Here is a 24,274-nt window from a genome sequence, read left to right as displayed (position 1 = left end):
TCAGGGGAAGGGGCGGTGGTCATGCCGTTGTCAGTGCGGGAATTACGTTGTCCGCAGAGCTAAGGCCATTTGGCAAGCTGCACCGGATGCGTCCTGCCAGCAGTGCTATCTGATGGCAGTTTCCAAGCGCAAGGAATTCATCCGCAGGACCGGAAAGCAGTGTGAGACTCGGGAGTTCCTTATATGACCATCGAACGGAAGCCGGCCAAGCCGAAGAAATGCCGCGTCGCTACGTGCAGGGCCTTATTCGTGCCTTCGCGTATGGGCCAGGCGGTGTGCAGCCAAGCCTGCGCAATGATCGACGCCCCACGGCATGAGCCGAAGGCGCGCAAGGCGCTGGCCGATATCGCCGCCCAGGTCGAGCACGCCGGCAAGAAGTGGGATGTCCTGATCTGGAAGCGACTACTGACGGCCGCCTGGCTGCGCGAGTCGGGCGATCAGCCGCAGATGATACCGGCGGTAGACGGTCACGGCTTCGACGTCATCTACGAGCGCACCAGCAAGCTCACCGTGAAGCAGTGCGGCGAGTTGATCGAGTGGGTGCATTGCTTCGGCGCCGAGCACCATGTGCGGTGGACGCAAAAGGATAATTGGGGAGGGCGCTACTGATGACGATCGAACGTAAACAACCAAAGCCCAAGACCTGTAAAAACCCCGAATGCAGGGCCTCATTCGTCCCGCAGCGCCTCGGGCAGGCGGTGTGCAGTCCAAAGTGCGGCCTTGCCATCAAGGACGTGAACCAGGCGAAGGCGCGCAAGTCGCTGGCCCAGGTTGGCCGCGCCGACATCAAGGTACGTAAAGAGGCCCTGAAAAGTCGCGGCGACCACATGCGCGAAGCACAGCAGGCGTTCAACGAGTACATCCGCACCCGGGACCAGGCTGCCGGTCACCTCTGCATCTCCAGCGGCAAGCCGTTGGACTGGAGCGGTAACGCAGTAGATGCCGGCCATTACCGCAGCGTCGGCTCTGCGCCGCACCTGCGCTTCGATGAGCGCAACTGCCACGCACAGAGCAAGCAGGATAACCGGTTCCTCTCCGGCAACGCGGTGGACTACCGGATTGGCCTGATCGCGCGCATTGGCCAGGAGGCGGTCGACGCACTGGAATCCGACCAGAGCGTGCGCAAGTACACCGTGGATGAGATCAAGGCCATCAAGGCCGATTACCGTGCCAAGACCCGCGAACTGAAGAGGGGCGATGCAGCATGATGAAACTCAATTCGGCGCGGCTCGCATGGCATGACGCGCTGTACACCCCGTGGGACAGCCAGGGATCCCACATTGAGCAGATCGGCCTTCTTGGCTGCTCGGTGCAGAAGACCGAGAAGTCGGTGAACAGCCGGCACGCGATGCAGCAATCGATCTCGGCACGTATCCAGCACGCTATAGCGTCACTGCCGGATGACCTACGCGCATTCGGCAACCACATGTACAGCCCGATCGCCACGGACGACGAGAAGGATGAAGCCGAGGACTTGTTGTTTCAGGTTGCCTACCAGAATTCCTCTCGGCTCGCTGTGATGTCCGCCGCCAAGATGATGCGCGCCCGGTATGTGTGCGCGGCCATCCTTCACCGGTACCGTCGAATAAATCAGGGTGGTCAGGGTGAGGGAGTCGACCCGCTGCCGACCGTGTTCAAGCTTCGGGTATGGATATACGACACCTACGGCATCGAACTACCAGGTGATCAGTGGGCGAGGGATTGGGGGGATTTTGTGGGTCACTGTTTCGACGCGTGCAACTGGCTGGATAAGGAGGCGCTGGTGCCGGTTTCGAGTGCAATAAAAATGATGAAGGAAGCTGCTTGACGCCATGTCGGCGTTTTGGCACTATTTCGCCATCCTGATAATTTTGCCTTCGGCAACTTAATCACTGATCCAAGAAAACCCGGCCATCGAGCCGGGTTTTTTATTGCCTTGAATCCAACCTTCTGGAGGTGTACGTGAAGCTGAAAGCCAAAAGCAATCTGCTGGAGCGCGCCAGAACGGCATGGGAGGCGGTCGCACGCCAAGTTGGCGAGACCGACTTCTCGCGCCATCCACGCACCGGCGAGTATTTGCATCCCGGTGTCGCCATGGGTTGGCGGATCCACAAAAAGAATCTGTAGTTTCACCTGTAACCAGGGCAGCCTCACGGAAGGCCTGGACGTCGATAGCCGGGTAGTGCGACGTACGGAATCAACACCGGCAGCCCGCGCACCCTGACCTCACTGTGCTTCCAGGGTGGCGCGAGACAAGAACTGCGAGATCGATGCATTGGGGTGTCGACGCCGTGATGGTCTTTGGCTGGCAGCGTGGGAAGACACGCGCACCTATTCAGGGCCTCGACATTGATCGGGGCCTTCTTGTTTTCGGCCCCGCCACGCCCTTCGCTCTGAGCTGGGAGTGCCGCCGGGGCTGATCTATTCATGATGGAGTATCCAATGGCAGAACCAACGAGCACTGCCGCCGGCGTATTGCTGGTGAAGTACGGCGTGGTCATGGCTGCATTCATTGGCTCGATTCTGTCTCTCGGCTTTCTGAGGGATCTAACCCGGGGCCAGGCAGCCGCAGCGGTGGCCACCGGTTTCTTTTTCTCGATGTACCTGTCTCAGCCTGTCACTGGCTGGATCGCTACGCGGCTCGACCTTGTAGTCGATGACAACCTCCTATGTGGCGTTGCCTTCGTACTTGGCCTGACCGCCATGAACATCATCCCGGCCATCAAAGCAGTCATAGGGTCCTTCCCGACGACGCGAGGTGCCTGACATGAGCAGTATTCTTGTATCGGCGCTGAGCGCGGCTGACGCGTTCCTATGTGTCCTTGTCGCCCTGGCGGCCTGTGACTACCTGCGCCGCGTAAGGCCGGTCGACCATCCACTCCTATGCACGGCCTTCTACTTGGTAGCCATTGGTGCATTCGGCGCTTTTGTCACCTCGATCCAGGGGCATTGGGTAAACCCGTTCGGCGTGATGCTTCACGCGGGCGTTGTGGTTTATGCCTGGGCGAAACGCGGCCAGGTAATGGCCTGTACTGATTAATCCGCGCCACGATTTGGTGCATTCGAAAACGTGGCTCGGAGATTCAGGCTTATGGATAGGCCATACCCACCCGCATCATTGCTTGAGCTTTCCGATCTGTCCGACTTCGGCATCCGCCTGACGCCTGCGCCAGAAGTGTGGGAATGGCTCCAGGCCGAGATCCTCGCCGACACCGGCACCATTCACAACGAAGACCATGCCCACCTACTGGATGCAGACATCCGTGTGATGTGGGCGTCGTCAGCATTCGAGAAGCAGGGTCGTACAGTTCTTGGCCAGGCCGAGCAGGTAGCGTTTCGCGCGGGTGGTTGGCAGAAGGCGCGTATGGAGCAGCAAATGCGCGATTGGTTCGGCGAGGTGCCGGCCTTCATCATCACTCTGGCTGCCGACTACTGCGCCCAGTGCAGTGATCTTGAGTTCTGCGCCTTGATCGAACACGAGCTGTATCACCTGGCTCACGCGACCGACAAGTACGGTCAACCAGCATTCACCCAAGACGGCGCACCGAAGATCAAGCTGCAGGGCCACGACGTCGAAGAGTTCGTCGGTGTGGTCCGCCGGTATGGTGCAAGCCCTGACGTTCAAGCGTTGGTGGATGCAGCAAACAGTCCTGCTGAGGTGGGTAAATTGAACATATCGAGGGCTTGCGGAACCTGTCTGCTCAAGCTGGCCTGATTCTGGACAGGCATTGGACGGATGAGAATTTATGGCAGTCCTTCAAAACGAAGTGAAGGCCTTTATCGTGCAGGCGCTGGCTTGCTTCGATACGCCGTCACAAGTGGCTGAGTTGGTCCAAAAGGAATTCGGGCTGACCATCACGCGGCAGAAGGTTGAATCGCACGACCCCACGAAGATCTCCGGCAAGTTCCTGGCTAAGCGCTGGGTGACCTTGTTCGAGGATACCCGCAAGCGTTTCCGTGACGACACAGCAGATATCCCTATCGCGAACCGGGCATTCAGGTTGCGAGCTCTGGGCCGGATGGCTGAGCGCGCAGAGAACATGAAGAACATTGCGCTCGCTGCCCAGCTGCTGGAGCAGGCCGCCAAAGAAACCGGTGGCACCTACACCAACAAGCAGCAGGTAGATCTCAGCTCGACCGACGGGACGATGACTCCCGCAAAGGACCGCCCGATTGACGCCGAGCTGGTTAAAGCCCTGGTAGACAAGCTGGTGGACTGATGGCTATCAAACCGATCGAGTGGGACGCGCTGAGCCACGCTGAGCGCTCCGCCTTGGTCGCGGCGGGCGAGCATAGCCCTTTGGCCTTCACCAGCCTGTGGTTCAACATCACGCAGGGCGACAGCTTCAGGACGAACTGGCACCACCACTACTTCGACTATGCCGCCCGCAAGATGCTTGCCGGTGACGCGCAGAACATCGTCGTGAACATCCCGCCAGGCGGCACCAAGACCGAGTTCTGGTCTGTCCACCTACCGGTCTACACGATGGTGAAGCACCGCCGGGTGCGCATCCTCAACACCAGCTATTCCAAGAGCCTGGTAGACGAGAACAGCGAGCGCAGCCGCTCCCTGGTCAAATCGACCGAGTTCCGCGAGTTCTATCCCTTCGATATCGAGAAGGACAAGGTAGACGACTGGACACTCGCCAAGGATGGGAAGCGCGTACACCAACTGTTCAGCCGTTCAAGCGGTGGGCAGATCACCGGTGTCCGTGGCGGCTACATGGGCGACGAGTACAGCGGTCACATCCAGGCGGATGACTGGGACAAGATCGACGACCTCTTCAGCGAGGCGAAGCGCCGGAAGTCGCACACGCGGCTGGTTAACACCTTGCGCAGCCGGAAGGCGCACAGCGGCACGCCGTTCGTTGCCATTCAGCAGCGCGGCCACATTGACGATTCGACCGCGTTCCTGCTGTCCGGCGGCATGGGACTGAAGATCGATCTGCATATCAAGATCCCAGCCCTGGTCAATCAGGAATATATCGATTCACTGCCTGACGGCATCCGCGAGCGCTGCATCAAGAGCGTGTGCGGGTCAGAGCAGGTAGACGGCTACTGGTCGTACTGGCCAGCCAAGGAAAGCGTTCACGACCTGATCGCGCTCCGCACGGCTCACCCGTACACCTTCAGCAGCCAGTACATGCAAGACCCCGACACGCTCGACGGCGGGATCTTCTCTGCTGATGACTTCCAGTACTACGGCGACGTGGACGCTGGTGCCGATCTGCCGCTGCCGGAAAAATTCGACTACCGCTTCATCACCGCCGACACCGCCCAGAAGACCAACACCTGGAACGACTGGACGGTATTCGCTGAGTGGGGCGTGTTCGAGGGCCGCATCTACCGGGTTGGCATGAAACGCGGGCGGATGGACGCCAAGACGCTACGCCGTGAGTTCGAGGCGTTCGTCAAAGGCGCCTGGGCCAAGAACGGTAAGGCCAACGGCATCCTGCGTCGGGTCTACGTCGAGGACAAATCAAGCGGTACCGGCCTCATCCAGGAGATGGAAAAGCGCCTGCCACTCAAGGTGACGCCAGTACCTCGGGACCGCGACAAGCTGACCCGTGCCCTGGACGTGCAAGGCTTCCACGCTGCCAAACTGGTCTGCCTGCCATACGACGACAGCCAAAACTACGAGTTCGTGTGTGAGGTCGCATCCTTCACCGCCGACGACAGCCACAAGTACGACGACCAGACAGATGTGATGATCGACGCCTTGTCCGAGGTTTACATCAAGGGCAAGCGCTCGATCCGCGACCTCCTATAACCAATTCGGTGACCCCATGAGCAAGAAGGGCTTAGTGCCAGCAGACAAAAAGCTGGGCAAAGCCCTTGTGCGGGCCGCTCAGAAGTACGAGGCGCAGATCAAGTCGTCGAGCGATGGCTTGGTGAACGTCGTGTCCGGCCTGGGCACCCAGAAGGCCAAACGCTCACACAACCAGTTCCAGTACGGTTTCCTGAACGACTTCCAGCAGCTGGACGCGGCGTATCAGACCAGCTGGCTTGCCCGCGCGATCGTGGACTACCCGGCCGAGGACATGACCCGCGAGTGGCGCACCCTCAAGTGCGACGACGCGGACGTGATCCGGGCCGAGGAAGACCGCCTGCAACTGCCAGCAATGGTGAGCGAGGCCACAAGTTGGGCGCGCCTTTACGGTGGCGCAGGAATCCTCATGCTGACCAACCAGGACCTGACCAAGCCGCTCAAGCCGGAGAAGATCAAGAAGGGCGACCTGTACCGCCTGCTGGTCATCGACCGCTTCGACATGACGGCGATGGACATGAACCAGTCGAACATCCTGGCTGCGAACTACTTGCAGCCTGAGTTCTACACCATCTCGGCCGGCGCGCAGCAGATCCACTGGACGCACTTCGCCCGGTTCGCCGGTGCCAAGTTGCCGCGCCGCCAGCGTGCGCAGACGCAGGGCTGGGGTGACTCAGAGCTGCGTAAGTGCCTCGACGACGTGATGGACATCGTAGCCAGCAAGGACGGCATTGCCGAGCTGATGCAGGAAGCGAACGTCGACATCATCAAGCGCGAAGGCCTCTCGGATGAGTTGGCCGGCGATCAGGACGATGCCATTACGGCGCGCTACGCCCTGTTCAGCATGATGAAGTCCTCGATCAACCTGGCGCTGCTGGACGGCGAAGAGACCTACGACCGCAAGACCCTGGACCTGTCCGGGGTTGCTCCAGTGCTCGACCTGCTCATGACCTGGATCGCTGGTGCTGCTGGCATTCCAGTGACGCGCCTGTTCGGCGAGTCAGCCAAGGGCCTGGGCAACGATGGCCAGGGTGACGACACCAACTACTACAACCACCTCTCATCGAAGCGCCTGACGCAGATCGACCCCGGCCTTCGCCAGCTCGATGAGGTGGTGGTGCGTTCGGCCACCGGCCGCTGGCTGGATGACTTCAACTACGTCTGGAACCCGTACAAGCAGCCGGACGCTGTGCAGATTTCCGCAGCGAACAAGGCCAAGGCCGAGACTGACCTGCTCTACAAGGACGGCGGGATCGTCACGACCAGCCAGATCCAGCGCCGCCTTCAGGCCGAAGAACTCTACCAGTTCGACGACGACAAGATCGCCGCGCTGGAAGAGGACGAGGACCTGACCATGTTCAACGATCCGGTGAATGACCCGGACAGCAAAGGTGATGAGTGATGAAGGTATTCAGCCGCGCGCCTGACGGTAAAACGCACGTCCGCCTCTGGCATGGGCCGTACAACGGTGGATGGGTGTGGTTCGACAAGAAGCAGTGGAAGCGCTTTTCGTGCGGTTGGCGTAATCCAACACTCTGGTGGTGCTTGGGCGGCTTCTGTGGGCGCCTCACTCTCCAGTCGGTTCCGTGGGGCAAAGATCCCGGCGCTGCCGCCCGCCAGACGGTAGCCGATGCCGTCAAGCAGGCGAGCTGAAGAGGCTGTAACCCATGGACATGATCGGCATCCAGTACAACGCCAAGCTGCAGCGGCTGGTGAAGCAGGTCAAGGAGTCGATCAGCAAGGAGCTCATGCCGCTGGTCCGCCAGCTGGCGCCGGAGTACACACAGGACGCAGTGGTCACGACTGACGCCTGGTCCGACCTGATCATCAATGCCATATCCACTCTAGTGAGCCGCTGGTCTTCACCGACGGTTCAGGCCGCCGGCGCGCGCATTGCCGGTGAGTTCGTTCAGTCATCGCTCAAGAAGTCCGAGCGAGACCTGAAGAAGTCGGCCGGCATCGACGTGTACAGCGGCAACAGCGTAATGCAGGACTACCTGAAGGCTTCGGCCCAGCAGAACGCCCAGCTGATCAAGTCCATCCCCGCCAAGTACCTGGAAGAGGTTCAGACGCTGGTGATGGCGAACATGCGTTCCGGCATGCGCCCTGGCTACATCGAGAAGGCGTTGCAGGAGCAGTTCGGCGTGACCCAGCGCCGCGCCAAGATGATCGCCCGCGACCAGACATCGAAGATCAACGGAGAACTGGCAGAGAAGCAGCAGAAGGGCGCCGGCTTCGAGTACTTCCAGTGGATCGACTCCGACGACAGCCGTGTCCGGCATCGCCACTCGGAGATCGCCAACAAGGTCACCGCCTACGGCAAAGGGATATACCGCTGGGACGACCTGCCGCTGAGTTCCGACGGCGTGCCGATCAAACCGGGCTCTGACTATCAATGCCGATGCATCGCGCGCCCAGTGAGCGCTCGCGAGGTCAAGGCCAACCAAGACGCAGGCCGCACAGCGCCAGGCGTCTACCGCTAATTCATCCAATCCGCGAGGCCGCAACATGAAGTGCACGGTTTTCGACCGGGCTGGGTATCGCATCACCCAGCGAGAGTACACCGACGAGGGGTTCCTCAAGGTGCCGGCCAGGGTGGCTCGCACCGGCATTCAGGAATACCTGGCCCGAGAGCTTGGGCTCGACGGTGACCCAAGCCGCATTGTTCGCGTGTATCGGCCGCCCGAAGAAGTTTTCTCGCCGGATTCGCTGAGTACCTACGACTCCAGCGACATCACCAACGATCACCCGAAAGAGCTTGTCACCGCGCTGACCTACAAAGGCGTGGCGGTTGGTGTTGTGCGTGGGCCTGGGCGTCCAGATGGCGACTTTGTGGCCGCCGACCTGATCGTTAAGGACCAGAAGACCATCACCGACATCAATGCCGGTAAGTGCGAGGTATCCGCCGGCTACACCGCAATTTACGACCACGCGCCGGGCGTTACCGAAGACGGCCAGGCGTACGAATACATCCAGCGTGAAATCCGAATCAACCACGTTGCGATCGTTGACCGAGCAAGGGCGGGCGCCAATGCCCGCGTTTTTGACCACAACCCAGGAGGCAACACAATGCCTGTACTTATCACCACCGATAGCGGGCGCAGCGTTGATGTTGCTGATCCTGCGAACGCCCAAGTGGTCGCCGACTCGTTCGACCGATTGCTGAAGCGTGCCACCGATGCGGAAACCAAGGCTGATAAGGCCCAGGCGACCGCTGACAAGGCTGCCGAAGACCTGGCAGAGGCCCGCAAAGCTTCGAGCGACGTCGCAATTGGCGAGCGCGTCAAAGCCATCAGTGCAACCCAAGCCCTGGCCCGCAAGGTCGCCGGCGACGGTTTCACCTGTGACAGCCTCGACGTGATCGAGATCAAGCGCGCCGCCCTGGCAGTTGCCCTGCCGAAGCGTGACTGGTCGGATAAGTCCGCCGGCTACGTTGAGTGCGCCTTCGACGCCGAGTCCGACAAGGATGAGGACGAAGACGAAGACGACGACAAGGACGAGAACGGCAACAAGAAGCCAAAGATGCCCACCGGTGACACCGCCGCGATGTTCGCCCAGTTCATGCAGCTGGCGAAGGACGGTGCAACCAATGCAGCGACCACCGACGCCGCACCGACCCCGTACCAGGCCCACAAGCAAAGCTTGTCCGGCGCCCACAAACAGAAAGGAGCCTAACCATGCCAGTTCAAGGTGGTAACGCAATCAACCACGGCGTCGCGTACGCGGGCATGGTCGCTGATGGTGAAGTGTCCAACGGCGTCTCCAAGCTCAACAAGGGCACCGCGAACATCGCTTACGGCCTGGGTGTCGTCAGTGACGGTGACGACGGCGCCAAGCTGCCTGTCGCTGCATCGACTGCGCTCCAGTTTGTCGGCGTTGTGCGCCGAGAGCTGAACCGCGCCTACACCTCGACCGACGTGTTCGGCGCTGTCGCCAAGCGCGACATGACCGTCGAGACCATGGCGCCTATCTGGGTAACCGCTCGCGTAGCGGTCGCCAAGGATGACCCGGTCTACCTGGTGGTTGGCGACGGCACCGGTGCCAACCAGGGCCAGTTCTCCAACGTGGTCGGCGCTGCCGCCACTCTGGCAGTCCTGATTCCGAACGCCAAATGGGTCAGCTCCGCCGGCGCCGGCGCACTGGCAAAAATCTCTCTCAAGGTCGGGGGCTAATCGACATGACCCAGCTTAAAAAAATCGTCGTAGCCATCGATGCCGCTATCGCGCAACAGATCGGCCGTGACGCTCACCAGGTGACCTTCATCGACGGTCTGCCGACCATTGACGATGGTCTGGCGTTCTACATCAGCCAGTTGGCCAGCCTGGAATCTCGTATTTACGAGGCCAAGTACGCCGCGATCAACTACATGGAGCTGATCCCTGTAGACACCTCTCTTCCAGAGTGGGTGGACCAGTGGGACTACATCAGCTACGACGGCGTGACCATCGGCAAATTCATTGGCGCCAACGCCGACGACCTGCCGGATGTTGCCATCAACGCTAACAAGTCGGTCGTGCCGATCGGCTACGCCGGCAACAAGTACGGCTACAGCCTGGACGAGCTGCGCAAGTCTCAGGCGCTGCGCATCCCTCTGGACACCACCAAGGCCAAACTGGCGTTCCGTGGCGCCCAGGAGCACACCCAGCGCGTGGCTTACTTCGGTGACGCGGCTCGAAACATGACCGGCCTGTTCAACAACCCGAACTTGGCGCTGTCGAACTCCACGCTGAACTGGTATGACCCGGCAACCACCGGTGATCAGATCGTCGCCGACCTGAACAAGATCCTGGTTGATGTCTACATCAACTCGGCCACCGTTCACGTTCCGGACACGATCATCTTGGATGCTGCCCGTTTCGCGTTCATCTCGAACAAGCGGATGGGCACCATCACCGATAAGACGATCCTGGAATACTTCCGGACCAACAACCAGTTCACCGCGCTGACCGGTCGCCCGATCAACATCTTCAGCCGCCTGCAACTGTCCGCTGCTCAGCTGGCTGCCGCCGGCGTGTCAAACGGCAACAAAGACCGCATCGTCGCTTACGAGCTGAACGACGAGAACCTGGGCATGCAGGTACCGATCCCATGGCGCTCCCTGGCTCCGCAGATGGTGAACCTGAAGGTCAACGTGCCGTGCGAGTACAAGATCAGCGGCGTTGAATTCCGCTATCCGTTCTCTGGCGCATATCGCGACCAGTTCTAACCAGCCGATCCATGGCCGCCTCCGCTATGCCCGGGGCGGCGGCCAATGACTCCGGGCGAGGATTCGACATGTTCCTGAAGAACGAAGCAGCACGACTGATCACCATCAACTACCTGGTGGATGGCACTGAGACCAGCTACCCAATCCTGCCGGGTGAAAACCCAGCCGTGGAAGTTCCCGATGCGGTGGCCAAGATCGATTTCGTCAAGGCCCTGCTGAAGAACGGCGACCTGCGCCGCGTTGGCGCTGATGAGCTGCAAAGCGAAGACGACGACGAAGACCTGGTAGCCCAGGCCGAAGCACTCGGCATCAAGGTCAACAAGACCTGGGGCGAAAATCGCCTGCGCGAAGAGATCGCCAAGGCTCAGGCTGCTCAGTAACACCCGGGCGCCTGGCGCCCACCCATTCATACCGGAGAGCCCATGTTAATCACCCCTGAGATGATCGCGGCTTTCCGCAGCAATCCGGTGTTCAAGGCGTTTGCCGACCCAGTGAAGTGGCCCGACGAATACATCGTTGAGGCCCTTTGCGAGGCAGGCACCGAGACAGGCTCAAGCCGCTGGGGCGCCCTGGAACTGACCTGCGACAACTTCAAGTGGCGCGGCATGCAGTACTTCGCGGCGCATTGGCTGTCGACCAACTTTGCCACGCTCGGCGCCAACGGAACGCCCAATTCCGAAGCCCGCCTCAACGTGGCCCAGAAGTCGGTCGGTGATGAATCGATCGCCTATCGCGTGCCGCAGATGATGGATGCCGGCACCGACTGGCTGACCTACACCAACTACGGCCAGCAGTTCTACAGGCTCAAGAAGCGCGCCGGTATGGGCGCCAAGGCGGTTTAGATGTTCACTCTCGACATCCAGGGCTTTCAGGAGCTGCAGGACGAACTGGCGAAAGAGTTGAGCGCGCTGAAGTCGAACAAGGTTGTCACCGTCGGTATTCACGAAGAGGCCGGCGATGTTGAGTCAGGCGACCTAACCATGGCCAGTCTCGGCGCGATCAACGAGTTCGGCGCCGACATCAAGCACCCGGGCGGAACGTCATACGGCTACGCCAGCAAGGCTGCTGCCGACCGCGATGAGGTGCGATTCCTCAAGACCGGAAAGGGCTACATGGAACTGGGCGTCACCCAGGCGCACACCATCAACATCCCGGCCAGGCCATGGCTTGAGCCTGGGGTTGCGAGCGCAACGCCAGAGGTGCTGCTGACCATCCAAGACGGCATGGAGGCCGGTAAGTCGATGGACCAGATCCTAGAGGCAGTCGGTGTGGTGGCCGCGGGCAAGGTGAAGGTGTACATGACCGACCTGAAGACCCCGCCCAATGCCGCATCCACCATTCGCAAGAAGGGCAGCAGCAACCCCCTGATCGATTCGGGCGCCATGCGCCAGTCGGTCACCCACCAAGTTTCCATTGGTCCCGCATCGGAGGGTCTCGAATGAGCCTGAACATGGAGGGCCAGATCGATGGCGTGTTTGAAAGCGTCGAGGCATCCCGCACGGTTGACACTGGCGGCGCGTGGGTAGACGGCATATGGACACCGGGCACGCCGAGCACCACGCCTTACATCGTGAATACCCAGCCGGCCAGCGACAGGGAAGTCGATTTCCTGCGCCAGGGCGGCGAGCGGATCACCGACGCGCGCCGGATCTACATCAACCAGGGAGAAATGCAGCTGATCGACCAGACCGGCACCTGGACGTTCCTGGGCCAGCAGTGGAAGGCCATCAAGGTCGACAACCGCTACTGGCGGAACTACTGCAAGGTCATTGTCATGCGCATTGACGACCAGTCGGGTGGCCCAGCATGACCAACGAAGAGCTATTCAAGAAGCTGCGACCGATTGTGATGCTGGCGACCGGGGTGCCTGAGTGCCTGCTGGCCGACCAGATCGGCCCCGGCAGCATGCCTGCCCCTCAGGGCGCCTACGCAACGATCACGCCAAGGCAGTCCGTCAGCGAGCGCGGCCAGGCCAACATCGTGTCGCGCAATGTCCCGGGCGAACTCGTTGAGGTCGATGTACGGGCGCAGATCATGTGTTCGGCAAGCGTCAACTTCTACCGTGGCGAAGCCCTGATGTACGCCGAGCGCCTGAAGCAGGCGAACAAGCGCCCGGACGTGAGCATGATGCTGTTCAAGTCGAAGATCGGCTGGAACGGCACCGATGCAGTCAACAACCTCACGAGCCTGCAGTCGGCCAACTTCGAGCAGCGGGCGCAGATCACCATCCGCCTGATGTACGAGACCAGCAGCCTCCCGGCGATCAACAACATCCTGAGCGTCGAAGTAGCGCTTGAGAACGAAAAGGCACGGGTCCTTGAGACCTTCACCGTCGAAATTGACCCCGCATAACCATTGGAGCTCTCGAGATGAGTTATCCCGCCTCAGAAATTATTCGCATCAACGCAAGAATCAGCCCTGCCGGACTGGGCACTGCGAACTTTGCCAGCGCCATGCTGTTCGCGCCACAGCTTGAGCTGCCGGTAGGATTCGCACCCGACACCTACCGCACGTATTTCAGCCTGCCTGCACTGTCTGAAGACTTCGCCGATACCACCGAGACATACAAGGCCGCCCAACGCTGGCTCGGTGGCACTCCGGCTACTCGCCAGATTCAGGTTTGGGGTGCAGCAACTGCTGATGCTTCTCGCGCAGCCACGCTGAACAAAGCTCGAAACATGATCTGGTGGTACTGGACCATGTGGACCGCTCCTGTCCTGGCCGTTAAGGCGGATGTGCTGGCTATCGCTCAGTGGTGCGAAGACAACACCAGCATGTTCATCGACAACCAGACCGGCGCGTCGGTTGCTGAAATCCGCGACCCGTCTGATACGGATGACATCGCCACTCAGCTCTCTTCTGCCGGCTTCCGTCACGTCTACACCGCCGCTCACGCCGCCGACCCTTACTCTGGGTCGGCTCTGGCCAAGCATTTCGCGGCAGTTAACTACAGTGCCGATGGATCAACCATTGATGGCGAGTACAAGAAGTCGCCAGGTGTGATCGCTGAATCGTTGAGCGGCACCGCCTACACGGCGATGAAGAGCAAGTCCAAGAACGTCACCTTCTACACTGAGGTGGACAATCAGGGCTCCAAGGACATTGGGCGCTGGATCAATACAAACACCCACAGCACCTACGGGGAAACCATCGATGATGTCGTAAATCTCGATGCCTGCATCAACTTTCTCCGCACTTCGCTCTACAACGTGACCGCAAATCAGCCAACAAAGCTGGGCCAGGACCCTACTGGTCAAGCAATGCTGATCAACGCCGGCGCCCGCGCAACCCTACGCACCTTTGTCGGGAACGGTTATTTGGGGCCACGCAACTACACCGACCCTGACGACGGGCTTGAAAAGTACACCTTTGGGTTTGAAATCCTGACCAAGCCAGAAGACATCCTTGATATCTCTGATGAGGATCGAGACGAACACAAGGCAGCACCTTTGCGCATCCGCCTGTTCCGCAAAGGCTCCATCCGCATTGTTGATGTTGACCTCGACGTTTATTGATAGGTGACCCATGAGCCTGAACAATTTTGCAAACAACCTCACCGTGGTCACTATCAACGGACGGCAGATTAAGGATTGGGGGGAAACAGCAACACCTGTAACTGATGCCCCAATCGACGCCAAGCGCCAACTCCGTCGTGGACAGGGTGGCAGTGCCGTTAGCCTCGACAGAATCAACCCTGGCCGCGAAGTGAACATTTACCTTAACCCAGGCTCGTCGGATTCCGCCTATGTGCAGGGATTGTTCAACTCGAACGCGAACATTACGTACACCTACACCCAGATCGGTACGCTGGAAACAGCACTGGGCTCGGAAGGCGTCATCGTGAACGACGGCCAGCGAGGCCGAGCCGGCTCAACCATCACGGACGACCAGTTCACAATGCAGTTCAATATTTGGGAAGCGACAAGGGGCTGATAGATGAGCGTGAAATCATTCACCATCGGCGGCGCGCAGTACAACGCCGCCATGGCCAGCGCCGTCGATCAAGACCGCCTGATGTCCCTTCTATCCGGTGCTGTGCTGGAGCGATTCGCCACGGCCGCGCAGGCGGGTATTGAGGTCGATGACCAAGTGCTCTGCTCGATGTTTATGTCGATGCGCCAGGATGTGAAGGCCCAGGTCGTGCAGATCCTCATGACTCGGGTATTCATCAACGGGACCGAGCGCGCCATCACCGTCGCCGACTTCGGCGGCAAGATGGTGCAGTACAACCAGCTGCTGGCCGAGCTGCTGCGCTGGAACCTCTCCGATTTTTTCGACTGGCTGCCAAGCGGCGAAAAAGGCGCTCGGCAGGACGGGGCGGAAAGCGCAGCGCAGTAAATTGGTTCCTGATGCGGCCCTGTGTGGGGATTGTCGGGGTTTGCCCGCCGCTTTGCACCTGGGCCCAGCTTGAAGACGGCACCCACTCTCTAGCGAGCGTGGAGCGCTTCAATCAGGCGATGGACGAACTGTGGGATCAATACGAGGCTGCGAAGAATGGCTAGCAAAGTACTGAAGTCATTCCTGATCGGCATCGGCTATGACACCAAAGCCCTTGAAGCGGGCGACAAGAAGATCAACGCCAGCCTGCAAGGGATTAAGTCCAATACGCTAGGGATCTCTGCGGCTCTGGTGGGTGCCTTCGGGGCTGGCGCCGGGGTAATTGCCAATACGGCAAGCCGCATTGACCGGCTGGCCGCAGCAACGCAGAACATGCGCACGCCGATGAACACCGTTTACAACTTCGGTAACGCTGTAGAAGCGATGGGCGGACAAGCGTCGGAAGCTCTCGATACGCTCAAAAGGCTTGAGGAGTTCCAGAACAACTTCAAGTTGAACGGCCAGGATGGTTCGATTGACTCTCTCGCCAAAGCCGGAATCGACACTGGGGCCCTCGCCAGGACCGCAGAGAGCGGTGACTCCATGGATGTCTACAGGGAGCTGGAGAGGCAGTATCAAGGGCTAAACGAGGGGCAGCGAGCGCAAGTACAGGCCACTCTTGGTTTTTCGAATGGTGTGGCCAGGCTTCTCAGCGAAGGAAAGACCGAATCGCGGATGGCGCAGGCGGCCAACAACACCGGCCCCATCGACCAGATGACCGAGAGCGCCCGCAGGTTTGCAGAAAGCAACACAATTCTCAGTCAAAAGTTCGAGGGCATGGCCAACGAGCTGACCGAAAAGTTTCTGCCTAGCCTTATCGGTGCCAGTGAGTGGACAAATAAGTTCCTGTCTGAACACAGAGGCGATATCAGCAAAGGGATTGATTACGCCGCCGATAACCCTGGCGCAACTGCCGGGCTTCTTGCCTCAAGCGTCTCCTCTTTGGTCGGCCCCATAATTTCAAAGATTGGCCTGACATCAATCGGCAACCTTGCCACGAAGGGGGGTATTGGCGGGGTGGTAGTCACTGGTAGCGCGATTGGCTCCAACCTGCTCAATCAAGGATTAGATGAATACGTCCCTGGCTACAGAGGCGCATCCCAAGGCTTCGATGACCTGCTCAAGGGGGCCACTGGCTTGGATCGGATTCCCGGGCCGATGGACCTAATGTCGGGTCGCTTCCCCAGCTTTGTCGATCAGCCAAAGTTCCCCACAACAGGCGACAGAACCGCAGCCGACAGCATGCCTCCGCAATCAAGTATTGATGAACGCTACAAGGACGTTCCGTCGCAGAGCGCCGATGACCTGGTCAGGCGCATACAGGACGCGAAATTCAACGTCCATAACAACCTGACCATTGAGATTGACGGTGAGAAGCTGAACCACAGAATCATCCGAGTCAACGAACGCCAGAACTACGAGGCGGACGGCGACCTAAGGTCAACCACGAGGCGCTAATCATGAGCATTGTCAATATATTCACCCGACAAGCGCCGACCCTCGCTAGCTACTCGTTTGACGCGGTGCTGGAAGATACATTTGAGTCCAGCGTTACTATTACGACGTTCCCGATTGAGAGCGGCGTAAGAGTCGCGGATCACAGAATCTTCAATCCATTCAAGTGGACGATGACAGGAGCAATCAGTAACAACCCCGTAAAGACGCAGCTGACGGACTTCCTCGGCGGAGCACTCTCCAATCTCAGCGACAACCCATTTATAGCAGGGGTTGCGGGGCTTTCGGCTGGATTCCTCGCTGGCAGCGACGAGACGAGGGCGAGCTCCACGCTTGGGCTACTTGTCGAGCTGATGAGCAAGAAAGAGCCGTTCGATGTTGATATTGGTGAAGTCATTCTCAGGAACATGGCGATCACTCGCCTGTCGCGAACCAAGGAGCCGCGCAACGAGGGTGGCCTGGAGTTCGTTGCGGAATTGCAGGAGGTTATTCAGCTGGATCGGCTCGCTGCTGGCAATGACCGCTGGCCTCACCAGCTAAGAGCTGGCGATCCTTCTCAGAGCGCGCTGACAAGGGCTGTAAACAAGGGCCAGCTAATCGCCAAGGAGGCAACCGCAAGCGTGACGAATGCGGTGAATAACATTCTCGATGGAGTCATCTAATGGTCACCATCCCTTTGACCGCTGGCACTGGGAACGCCCACCAGCGATTCAGCATTCAGTTGGGCGATAACCTAATTGCCTTTGAGATCGATTTTATCTCATATCTGGATGAGCCGGCCTGGTCGATGAACCTGAAGCGCGGCGGCGTCAGACTTGCTTCTGGCGCCATGCTTGAGCCTGGAAGCGATGTGATCCAGAGCTATCAGGCAGGTATCGGCCAACTGGTTTTCACCGGTAAAGACGTGACCCTGGACAACCTGGGCATTGATAACTTCCTCGTTTGGATTCCTCCCATGGTGGAAATATGAGATCAAGAGCCTGGTCCGTTGACATCAACGGAGAGCCTTATATCAGCCTGCAATCAGGCTCCACGCAGTTTCGAATCCAGTTCAATATTGACGTGTCGCCAGGCAGCTCTGTGTCCTATGCCGATATTCGGCTTTACAACCTGAACAAGGTATCGGGTATCGCGAACGGCGCAAAAATCATCCTGAGGGCTGGCTACACTGATAATGTCGACGCCATCTTCGCAGGAACTGTGACCAACGTCCTGCGTGAGCGCGAACCGGGCGCCCCGGAAATCATCACCAGGCTGATTTGCCGGTCTGGCTCGGCGGCGGTTGATCGCGGGTCAGCTCAGACATGCCTAGGGCCTGGCGCCAGAGTCGAAGAGGTCATCCGGGATTTGGCCAGACAGTGGCCTATTCCAGTAGACATGGATGACAAGCAGTTCGCCGATGACCAGCCTATGATTCGTGGATGCACGATTGATGGTGACATCCCCAAGGCAATGGACAATCTGGCTTACGACTACGACTTCAAATGGCTCCAACACATGGGCCGGATGTACGTCACCAAGCCTGAGATGAAGCGGAACTCGACGGCGATCAAGATCAACCAGTTCACCGGGATGATTGGGATTCCAGAGATAGGTCTAGGCCCGAGCGGCCTTGGGATATCCATCTCTGCGCAGCTAAACCCTTCGATCATGATCAACGGCGTCATCGACCTGACAAGTGAGTTCGCCACTTACAACACGGGCAACCTGTACGTGTCTGAGGTGCAGCCTGAGGCGAAGCCTGTAGGCGAGTACAACGTGTTTGCCCTGAGATACGAGGGCGACTCGCACAGCGACACATGGAAGGTGGATATCGACGGTATCCGCTGGGGAACCAAGCCTGATCTTAGATCGGTGTCCACGCCAGAGAATGGCAAGCTGATCTGGGGGGCTGTGGTGGACGAACCTTTCAGGGCCAAGGTGATTGCTATCGCGAAAGGTCTGTCCATTGACCCTAACTGGCTTATGGCGGTGATGGCTTTCGAGACAAAAGAATTATTCTCGCCAGGCGTGCTGAACGGGGCGGGAAGCGGAGCTATAGGGCTGATCCAATTTGTCCCATCGACAGCAGCAGGGCTTGGCACGACTACACAGCGCCTGGCTCGCATGACAGCTGTTCAGCAGCTTGATTATGTAGAGAAATACTACAAGCCTTTCTCGGGGCGAATGCGCAACCTTGGGGATGCTTACATGGCTGTTTTCTGGCGAGCTGGCATAGGGCGGCCTGATTCGTACGTGCTATTTACGAGCGCAGATACACCGTATGAGAAAAACAAGAACTTGGATCGCGGAAACAAAGGCTACATCACGAGAGGGGATTGCGTTGTACGTGTAAATGCGGCGTTCGAAAGAGGCGGCAATTTCGCAAGGTAGGAAGGCCGGCCCATGGGCAGGTCAAGGCTGCTAGGTTTGTCGGTGGCCTTCTGCTACATTCCACGCATATCCGAGAAGAGGCTCAAGGCGTGGGTAATGTAAGATGCAATGGATGCAAAAATATTATTTTGGCCGATCAAAATAAATGCCCTCTTTGCGGAAGATCGACAAGAAGCCTATTGGAATGGGTTTCTAAGATTTTTATAGAGATCTTTAAGTTCTTTGGTTATTTTGTTGCTGTTCTTGTTGTGTTTGTTGTGTTTTTTTACTTTTGGTCTAAGAGCGACTCACACAAGGGATATAAGCAGAAAAGTGAAGTCTCTTACATTTATCCAAAGCAAGCGCTACCAAGTAACACCATCGAAAATACAATGCTGTACTCTCCAGATAGCTTCAAGGCGGAAGAGTTCAGATCTTTTTCTGAAAAAATTTGCATTGCCGAGAACACTCGCAAGGATGGATTTGATTCACGATTCTATGCCGTCTGCTACAAATCCATGCTTAGATCAATAGAGATCATTGTGGCTCTCAACTCTAAACATCATGAGGGGCTTTACATAACAAATGCCTACCCATTCTGCGCTAAGTGGTCATTAGACACCAGCGCAGGCATGAAAGAGCCTCGCAATACTCCGAACGCGAACTACATGAAGTTTTGCCTTGAGCAAGAAATAGACGTGCTGACCGAGATGCAGAAGTACTATCATAAATATGATGGTCACAAGGTAGCTAAAATTATTGATATGAATATCGAGAAAAATGGATCACTGAGGCCCGCGTTAAAGTATTTGAGAGATGCTTTTGGGCCAATCCAGTAGGGCTATGAACAGCCCACAAACCCGCTCCGGCGGGTTTTTTAATGCCCGCGAAAAGTACGAGGTGACGATATGCTTGATACAGAAGGGCGGGCGCGTAATGAGAAGCTGATCCGGAATGCGTTCGGCGAACTGATGAAGGACGTATGCACCTCAATCCCCGGTCACGTGCTGACGTTCGACCCATTGACCCAGCGCGCCCAGGTGCAGATTGGAATCCTCAGGGTCGATGTAAACGATGCCACCTTCACCATCCCGCCGATCGTCGAGGTACCGGTGCACTTCCCGGGAGGTGACTTCGCAATCGAGTACCAGATCGACGAAGGCTGTGAAGGCGACATTCTGTTCTCCCAGCGTTGCATTGATGGCTGGGTGCAAAGCGGCGGGGTGGCCACCAACCCCAGAGGGCGCTTCCACAACATGCAGGACGCCATGTTCCTGCCTGGCTTTAGATCGCAGCCAAACGTCTTGCCAGACTTCCAGAACAACGGCGTGCGCATGCGCAATCGCGCCGGAACGCAGTTCGTTTGGCTGAGGAACGACAACAGCATCTCCATGGATAACGGGGCTGCCCGGTTCAACGTTCTCGCAGACGGCACAACCCTGATGCAGAACGGCGCCGGCAGCTTCCAGTTGCAGGCTGACGGCACCTTCCTGATCAACGGACTGAAGATCACGCCGGATGGCGACGTGATTACGGCTGACGGCATTTCGCTAAACAAGCACAGAACCTCCGGCGTCACCGGTGGCAACCAGATATCCGGAGTGCCCGTTATATGACCGTTCGCAGACTCGACGAAGAAACAGGCGACATCGTGACGCGCGGGCAGCAGTTCATTGCCGGCCAGTCCGAAGTCGCCCAGACCGTGCTTACCCGGCTTCGGCTGTTCCTGGGCGAGTACTTCCGAGATATCACCGACGGCACGCCGTGGTACGAGCAGATCCTGGGCAAGTTCACCAGTCTCTCTACCGCTGAGGCGGCGTTGCGAGCGCGAATCGCCAACACGCCTGGCGTGATCCGGCTCACCAGCTTCTCCGCTGACTTCAATATCGAAAACCGCAAATACAGCGTAACCGCTGGGATTCTCACCGAGTTCGGCCTGGAAGAGGTAACACTGAATGGCTAGCCTGACTTCGACCGGCTACGTGCTACAGACGCAAAACGACTGGTTCGCCCAGGAGCGGCAGTTCTACCTCGACATTGACCCACTATGGAACCTCGATCCGTCGACTCCTGACGGCCTGAAGATGGCGCACGACTCGGAAATCTTCTACGCCCTCGACGAGACGTTGCAGCAGGCCTACAACTCGAAAGACCCGAACAAGGCCAAGGGCAACGACCTCGATATTGTGTGCTCGCTGACTGGCACCATCCGATCCGGCGGGTCGCGTTCAAGCGTGCAGCTGACCCTAACCGCCACCCCAGGCACTCCAATTCAGGCAGGTAACCGGTTTGAGTCGGTTACCACCGGCAGCCGCTGGACGACCGACCAGGCAGTGACCGCTGACTCATTGGGATCGGCGACCGTCAATGCGACGTGCACTGTCGTCGGGCCTACCCAGGCTGACGCCGGAACCATCACCCGCATTGTGGACGTGGTAGCAGGCCTGGCCAGCGTGACAAACGCTGCACCGGCAACGCCAGGTACTGAGGGCCAGCGCGATGAGCAGTTGCGCGTCACCCGCGCCACAGCAGTAGGCAAGCCCGGCAACAACCAGATCGACTCAATGATCGGCGAACTGTTCGGCGTCGACGGTGTTCGCCGGGTAAAGGTGTACGAAAACGACACCAACTCAGGTGCTGTGACTGCAGACAACCCGTACGGACTGCCGCCGCACTCTATCGCGCCCGTCGTAGACGGCGGGACTGACGACGACGTTGCAATGGCGATCTATCTGAAGAAGAACCCGGGCGCGTTGCTCTACCAGGCCGGAACCCCGTTTCAGGTCGAGGTCACCTCACCGAAGTATCCGACCAACAAAAAGGTGATCAGAGCGAGTCGCCCCATCTACGTCGACATGCTGGCCGTTATCCATGTCGTCAACGACGGATCACTTCCTCCCAACGCCGACCAGCTTATAAAGGAGGCGATGATGGAGTATGCCGCCGGCGACCTGATACCCGCGGATGTCGGATTCAAGATCGACGGCTTCGATATTGGCGAGGCGGTCCCATTCAGCACGATCTTCACGCCAGTCAACAAGGTCATCGGTTCCTACGGTGACAGCTATGTGGACCTGCCTTCATCCAGCCTCAACGGCGGCCAAGCCAACGTCGCCATCGCTTACAACCAGATGTCCAGGTGGACGGAGAGCAACATCACCGTAGTGATCACGTGATGAACATCCCAGACCGCATTTACGCGCAGTACCGTGACAAGCCAAAGGCAGTGGACTGGTATGCGATAGCCAGGAAGCTGGGCGGAAGCATTGAGGATGCCGCCGAGGCCGTTCGCAAGAGCTATGACATCGACAATGTTTTTGGCGAGCAGCTGAACGTTATCGGCCGGATCGTCGTAGCACCCCGCAGCTTCGTTGGCTCAACCCCAATGAACCCAGGCTTGTTCGATCTCACCGATGGCGACGAGTTTGGCGACGATGAGGCAATGTTCAGTGCCCTGACAATTGATCAGGACGGTCAGCTTTCAGACGAGCTTTACCGCCTGGTCATCAAGGCCAAGATCGTCAAGAACAATGGCGACGCCACCATAGAAAACATCCTCAACGGCATGAACTTCCTACTCCCAAGGGCGGATGTTCTGCGCGTAACTGACGGCGAGGATATGTCGTTCAGCATCGAGTTTTACGGGCAAATTACCAACCTTGAACGGTTCGCCTTGCTCAATGCCGGGCTGGTGCCAAAGCCGCAAGCAGTGAAATTTAACGGATTCCTTGAGGGGTTCGAAATGGTCGAGTTCGGCGATATGGACGCTGAATTTGGTGACGAAGACGCAGAATTTGCAGGATATATAGGGGCTTAACATGTCGCTGAAGCTTAATGAGCGCTACCCGGGCAGATACAACAATCCGTCGGCCGACTACCCGCAGGGCTCGTTCAAAAATAGAACAGCACCCGGCGCGAAAGATGGCTCTTACTTGGAACAGGATTGGGCAAACGACAAGGAAGGTTTTTTTCAGTCACTCCTTTCGTTGGCAGGGATCACCCCCAATGGATCGGTAGATAAGGTTGGAGCGTCCCAGTTTTTCGATGCTCTTCTAAAACTGAAGCAAAACCAGGCCGGTACCGCTTTCCCCACGACAGGCCCCTCGGCCGCACTGGTGCTCACACCGTCCCCGGCGATTTCGGCCTATTCGGCTGGTCAGCGGTTTCGCGTGAAGTTCAATCGCGCCAGCACCGGGACTGACACCATCAATATTTCAGGAGTCGGGCCTAAAAACCTGAAACAGTACGATGCATCCGGCGCTAAAGTTGCTGCCGTATTCGCGATCGACCAGCTCTCCGATGTTGAGTACGATGGTACAGATGCCGTTCTTCTCGATCCGCTTCCAGTCGCAAACTCAAACCTGGTTGGCGTGCGCGGGTGCTTTAGCGGGCTGAAAGCTTCCACGACCGGCACAAGCTCAGTCGTCACCGTAAGCGCTGACGAGCTTATGGTTGAATCCGCCTCGAACACCTATCAAACGCTTCGTGCAGTCTCCGTTACGCCTTCCTTTGGCAACGCTGGCGTGAACGGTTTGGATGTCGGAGCTGCCAATAGCCAGACCGCGTCAACATGGTATGCCGTATGGGTTATATGGAATGGGACCACTAAGGCCGGGTTGTTATCACTCAGCACTACAGCTCCAACGCTTCCTGCCGGCTATACACACGCCGCCTTAGTCTCAATGGTTCTAACTGACGCTACCGCGAACAAGTATCCGCTGAGCATTATTCAGTCAGGCCGCAAGTGGCAATACGTCGTTCGCACCGGTAGTAACGTCGCAAAGATCCCAATTATGATTTCTGGGGTAAATGGATCGCCAACTGCGCCAACCTTTATCCCAGTTGGTCTGTCGGGGTTCTTTCCACCTAATTCCGCCTCAATTAATTTGTCTGCATTTGCAGAAGGCACGGTTAGCCTGATCGCTGCGCCAAATAATAATTATGGCGCCATCAACTCTGCAAATCAGCCGATGATCAATATTAATCTAGGTGGCAACTCAGGTATTCGAGGTAGTTACTCATCAATAGTTGTTCCTGAGAGCACAAACTTCTACTACGCCTCTAAGGATGGTCTGAAGTAGCCATGTATTTCCCCGGCATACCACCTAGCGCAACTTTTAAACTCGCCAAATGATCAA

Annotated in this window: 34 protein-coding genes; all 34 read left to right on the top strand. The window is 58.1% G+C overall.

Annotated features, from left to right (window positions below; genetic code table 11):
- The first annotated feature begins 294 nt into the window (after nt 1-294).
- The 34 genes from AC1Q6I_RS22935 to AC1Q6I_RS22770 all read left to right on the top strand — a co-directional run bounded on the left by AC1Q6I_RS22935 (nt 295) and on the right by AC1Q6I_RS22770 (nt 24,217).
- A complete protein-coding gene (locus AC1Q6I_RS22935) occupies nt 295-609 on the top strand; it encodes a recombination protein NinB (protein ID WP_371858350.1) in 315 nt (104 codons plus the stop codon).
- Nucleotides 609-1,208, top strand: a complete 600-nt coding sequence (locus tag AC1Q6I_RS22930) for a recombination protein NinG (RefSeq protein ID WP_102624715.1) — start codon at nt 609-611, stop codon at nt 1,206-1,208. Before AC1Q6I_RS22935 ends, AC1Q6I_RS22930 begins: the two co-directional genes overlap by 1 nt.
- Nucleotides 1,205-1,807 (top strand): hypothetical protein, encoded by a 603-nt coding sequence (locus tag AC1Q6I_RS22925; protein WP_256581288.1) that lies wholly within the window; start codon nt 1,205-1,207, stop codon nt 1,805-1,807. Before AC1Q6I_RS22930 ends, AC1Q6I_RS22925 begins: the two co-directional genes overlap by 4 nt.
- Nucleotides 1,808-1,941: 134 nt before the next feature.
- Entirely contained in the window at nt 1,942-2,106 is a 165-nt protein-coding gene (locus AC1Q6I_RS22920; protein ID WP_154220638.1) for a hypothetical protein, read from the top strand.
- Between the two features lie 315 nt (nt 2,107-2,421).
- Nucleotides 2,422-2,745 (top strand): hypothetical protein, encoded by a 324-nt coding sequence (locus AC1Q6I_RS22915; protein WP_016967662.1) that lies wholly within the window; start codon nt 2,422-2,424, stop codon nt 2,743-2,745.
- 1 nt (nt 2,746) lies between these two features.
- On the top strand, nt 2,747-3,019 hold the full coding sequence (locus AC1Q6I_RS22910) for a hypothetical protein (RefSeq protein WP_102624716.1): 273 nt from the start codon (nt 2,747-2,749) through the stop codon (nt 3,017-3,019).
- 51 nt (nt 3,020-3,070) lie between these two features.
- On the top strand, nt 3,071-3,694 hold the full coding sequence (locus AC1Q6I_RS22905; protein WP_102624717.1) for a putative metallopeptidase: 624 nt from the start codon (nt 3,071-3,073) through the stop codon (nt 3,692-3,694).
- A 31-nt stretch (nt 3,695-3,725) separates the two neighbouring features.
- The gene (locus tag AC1Q6I_RS22900; RefSeq protein ID WP_102624718.1) at nt 3,726-4,199 is read left to right on the top strand and encodes a DUF2280 domain-containing protein; all 474 of its coding nucleotides are present in this window, start codon (nt 3,726-3,728) and stop codon (nt 4,197-4,199) included.
- Complete coding sequence (gene terL / locus AC1Q6I_RS22895; RefSeq protein WP_102624719.1) at nt 4,199-5,749, top strand: phage terminase large subunit; 1,551 nt, start codon at nt 4,199-4,201, stop codon at nt 5,747-5,749. The genes AC1Q6I_RS22900 and terL overlap by 1 nt, the downstream gene beginning before the upstream one ends.
- A gap of 34 nt (nt 5,750-5,783) precedes the next feature.
- A complete protein-coding gene (locus AC1Q6I_RS22890) occupies nt 5,784-7,148 on the top strand; it encodes a DUF1073 domain-containing protein (protein WP_256581287.1) in 1,365 nt (454 codons plus the stop codon).
- A complete protein-coding gene (locus AC1Q6I_RS22885) occupies nt 7,148-7,399 on the top strand; it encodes a hypothetical protein (protein WP_102624721.1) in 252 nt (83 codons plus the stop codon). The genes AC1Q6I_RS22890 and AC1Q6I_RS22885 overlap by 1 nt, the downstream gene beginning before the upstream one ends.
- A 14-nt stretch (nt 7,400-7,413) precedes the next feature.
- Nucleotides 7,414-8,229, top strand: a complete 816-nt coding sequence (locus tag AC1Q6I_RS22880; RefSeq protein WP_102624722.1) for a phage head morphogenesis protein — start codon at nt 7,414-7,416, stop codon at nt 8,227-8,229.
- Nucleotides 8,230-8,254: 25 nt separating this feature from the next.
- Nucleotides 8,255-9,421 (top strand): DUF2213 domain-containing protein, encoded by a 1,167-nt coding sequence (locus AC1Q6I_RS22875; protein WP_102624723.1) that lies wholly within the window; start codon nt 8,255-8,257, stop codon nt 9,419-9,421.
- A 2-nt stretch (nt 9,422-9,423) separates the two neighbouring features.
- Nucleotides 9,424-9,918: a structural cement protein Gp24 gene (locus AC1Q6I_RS22870; RefSeq protein WP_102624724.1), complete on the top strand. Its 495-nt coding sequence runs from the start codon at nt 9,424-9,426 to the stop codon at nt 9,916-9,918.
- 5 nt (nt 9,919-9,923) lie between these two features.
- Nucleotides 9,924-10,952, top strand: coding sequence for a DUF2184 domain-containing protein (locus tag AC1Q6I_RS22865; protein ID WP_102624725.1), 1,029 nt, complete (start codon nt 9,924-9,926; stop codon nt 10,950-10,952).
- A gap of 68 nt (nt 10,953-11,020) precedes the next feature.
- The gene (locus AC1Q6I_RS22860; RefSeq protein WP_102624726.1) at nt 11,021-11,332 is read left to right on the top strand and encodes a hypothetical protein; all 312 of its coding nucleotides are present in this window, start codon (nt 11,021-11,023) and stop codon (nt 11,330-11,332) included.
- Between the two features lie 42 nt (nt 11,333-11,374).
- On the top strand, nt 11,375-11,794 hold the full coding sequence (locus AC1Q6I_RS22855) for a DUF4054 domain-containing protein (RefSeq protein ID WP_102624727.1): 420 nt from the start codon (nt 11,375-11,377) through the stop codon (nt 11,792-11,794).
- Entirely contained in the window at nt 11,795-12,394 is a 600-nt protein-coding gene (locus tag AC1Q6I_RS22850; RefSeq protein WP_102624728.1) for a hypothetical protein, read from the top strand.
- Nucleotides 12,391-12,762 (top strand): hypothetical protein, encoded by a 372-nt coding sequence (locus AC1Q6I_RS22845; protein ID WP_102624729.1) that lies wholly within the window; start codon nt 12,391-12,393, stop codon nt 12,760-12,762. The genes AC1Q6I_RS22850 and AC1Q6I_RS22845 overlap by 4 nt, the downstream gene beginning before the upstream one ends.
- A complete protein-coding gene (locus AC1Q6I_RS22840) occupies nt 12,759-13,304 on the top strand; it encodes a phage neck terminator protein (RefSeq protein WP_102624730.1) in 546 nt (181 codons plus the stop codon). The genes AC1Q6I_RS22845 and AC1Q6I_RS22840 overlap by 4 nt, the downstream gene beginning before the upstream one ends.
- 17 nt (nt 13,305-13,321) lie before the next feature.
- On the top strand, nt 13,322-14,467 hold the full coding sequence (locus AC1Q6I_RS22835; RefSeq protein ID WP_102624731.1) for a DUF3383 family protein: 1,146 nt from the start codon (nt 13,322-13,324) through the stop codon (nt 14,465-14,467).
- Nucleotides 14,468-14,477: 10 nt separating this feature from the next.
- Nucleotides 14,478-14,885 carry a hypothetical protein gene (locus AC1Q6I_RS22830; RefSeq protein ID WP_102624732.1) on the top strand — a complete coding sequence of 136 codons (408 nt, stop codon included), beginning with the start codon at nt 14,478-14,480 and terminating at the stop codon, nt 14,883-14,885.
- 3 nt (nt 14,886-14,888) lie between these two features.
- A complete protein-coding gene (locus AC1Q6I_RS22825; protein ID WP_102624733.1) occupies nt 14,889-15,290 on the top strand; it encodes a hypothetical protein in 402 nt (133 codons plus the stop codon).
- Nucleotides 15,291-15,301: 11 nt separating this feature from the next.
- A complete protein-coding gene (locus AC1Q6I_RS22820) occupies nt 15,302-15,454 on the top strand; it encodes a DUF6889 family protein (RefSeq protein ID WP_490424297.1) in 153 nt (50 codons plus the stop codon).
- Complete coding sequence (locus AC1Q6I_RS22815; RefSeq protein WP_102624734.1) at nt 15,447-16,787, top strand: phage tail tape measure protein; 1,341 nt, start codon at nt 15,447-15,449, stop codon at nt 16,785-16,787. Before AC1Q6I_RS22820 ends, AC1Q6I_RS22815 begins: the two co-directional genes overlap by 8 nt.
- A gap of 2 nt (nt 16,788-16,789) precedes the next feature.
- Entirely contained in the window at nt 16,790-17,446 is a 657-nt protein-coding gene (locus tag AC1Q6I_RS22810) for a phage baseplate protein (protein WP_102624735.1), read from the top strand.
- Nucleotides 17,446-17,754 carry a phage baseplate plug family protein gene (locus AC1Q6I_RS22805; RefSeq protein ID WP_102624736.1) on the top strand — a complete coding sequence of 103 codons (309 nt, stop codon included), beginning with the start codon at nt 17,446-17,448 and terminating at the stop codon, nt 17,752-17,754. The genes AC1Q6I_RS22810 and AC1Q6I_RS22805 overlap by 1 nt, the downstream gene beginning before the upstream one ends.
- A complete protein-coding gene (locus AC1Q6I_RS22800) occupies nt 17,751-19,157 on the top strand; it encodes a lysozyme family protein (protein WP_102624737.1) in 1,407 nt (468 codons plus the stop codon). The genes AC1Q6I_RS22805 and AC1Q6I_RS22800 overlap by 4 nt, the downstream gene beginning before the upstream one ends.
- Nucleotides 19,158-19,246: 89 nt before the next feature.
- On the top strand, nt 19,247-19,975 hold the full coding sequence (locus tag AC1Q6I_RS22795) for a hypothetical protein (RefSeq protein ID WP_146015774.1): 729 nt from the start codon (nt 19,247-19,249) through the stop codon (nt 19,973-19,975).
- A gap of 69 nt (nt 19,976-20,044) precedes the next feature.
- Nucleotides 20,045-20,752, top strand: a complete 708-nt coding sequence (locus AC1Q6I_RS22790) for a Gp138 family membrane-puncturing spike protein (protein WP_102624739.1) — start codon at nt 20,045-20,047, stop codon at nt 20,750-20,752.
- Nucleotides 20,749-21,099, top strand: a complete 351-nt coding sequence (locus AC1Q6I_RS22785) for a contractile injection system sheath initiator (RefSeq protein WP_102624740.1) — start codon at nt 20,749-20,751, stop codon at nt 21,097-21,099. Before AC1Q6I_RS22790 ends, AC1Q6I_RS22785 begins: the two co-directional genes overlap by 4 nt.
- Nucleotides 21,092-22,312, top strand: coding sequence for a baseplate J/gp47 family protein (locus tag AC1Q6I_RS22780; RefSeq protein WP_102624741.1), 1,221 nt, complete (start codon nt 21,092-21,094; stop codon nt 22,310-22,312). Before AC1Q6I_RS22785 ends, AC1Q6I_RS22780 begins: the two co-directional genes overlap by 8 nt.
- Entirely contained in the window at nt 22,312-22,953 is a 642-nt protein-coding gene (locus AC1Q6I_RS22775; protein WP_102624742.1) for a baseplate wedge 1 family protein, read from the top strand. The genes AC1Q6I_RS22780 and AC1Q6I_RS22775 overlap by 1 nt, the downstream gene beginning before the upstream one ends.
- 1 nt (nt 22,954) lies before the next feature.
- Nucleotides 22,955-24,217, top strand: coding sequence for a hypothetical protein (locus tag AC1Q6I_RS22770; protein ID WP_102624743.1), 1,263 nt, complete (start codon nt 22,955-22,957; stop codon nt 24,215-24,217).
- The last annotated feature ends 57 nt before the right edge of the window (nt 24,218-24,274 follow it).

Source organism: Pseudomonas sp. MPR-R2A5 (assembly GCF_058793055.1).
This window is presented reverse-complemented; position numbering and strand designations above follow the sequence as displayed.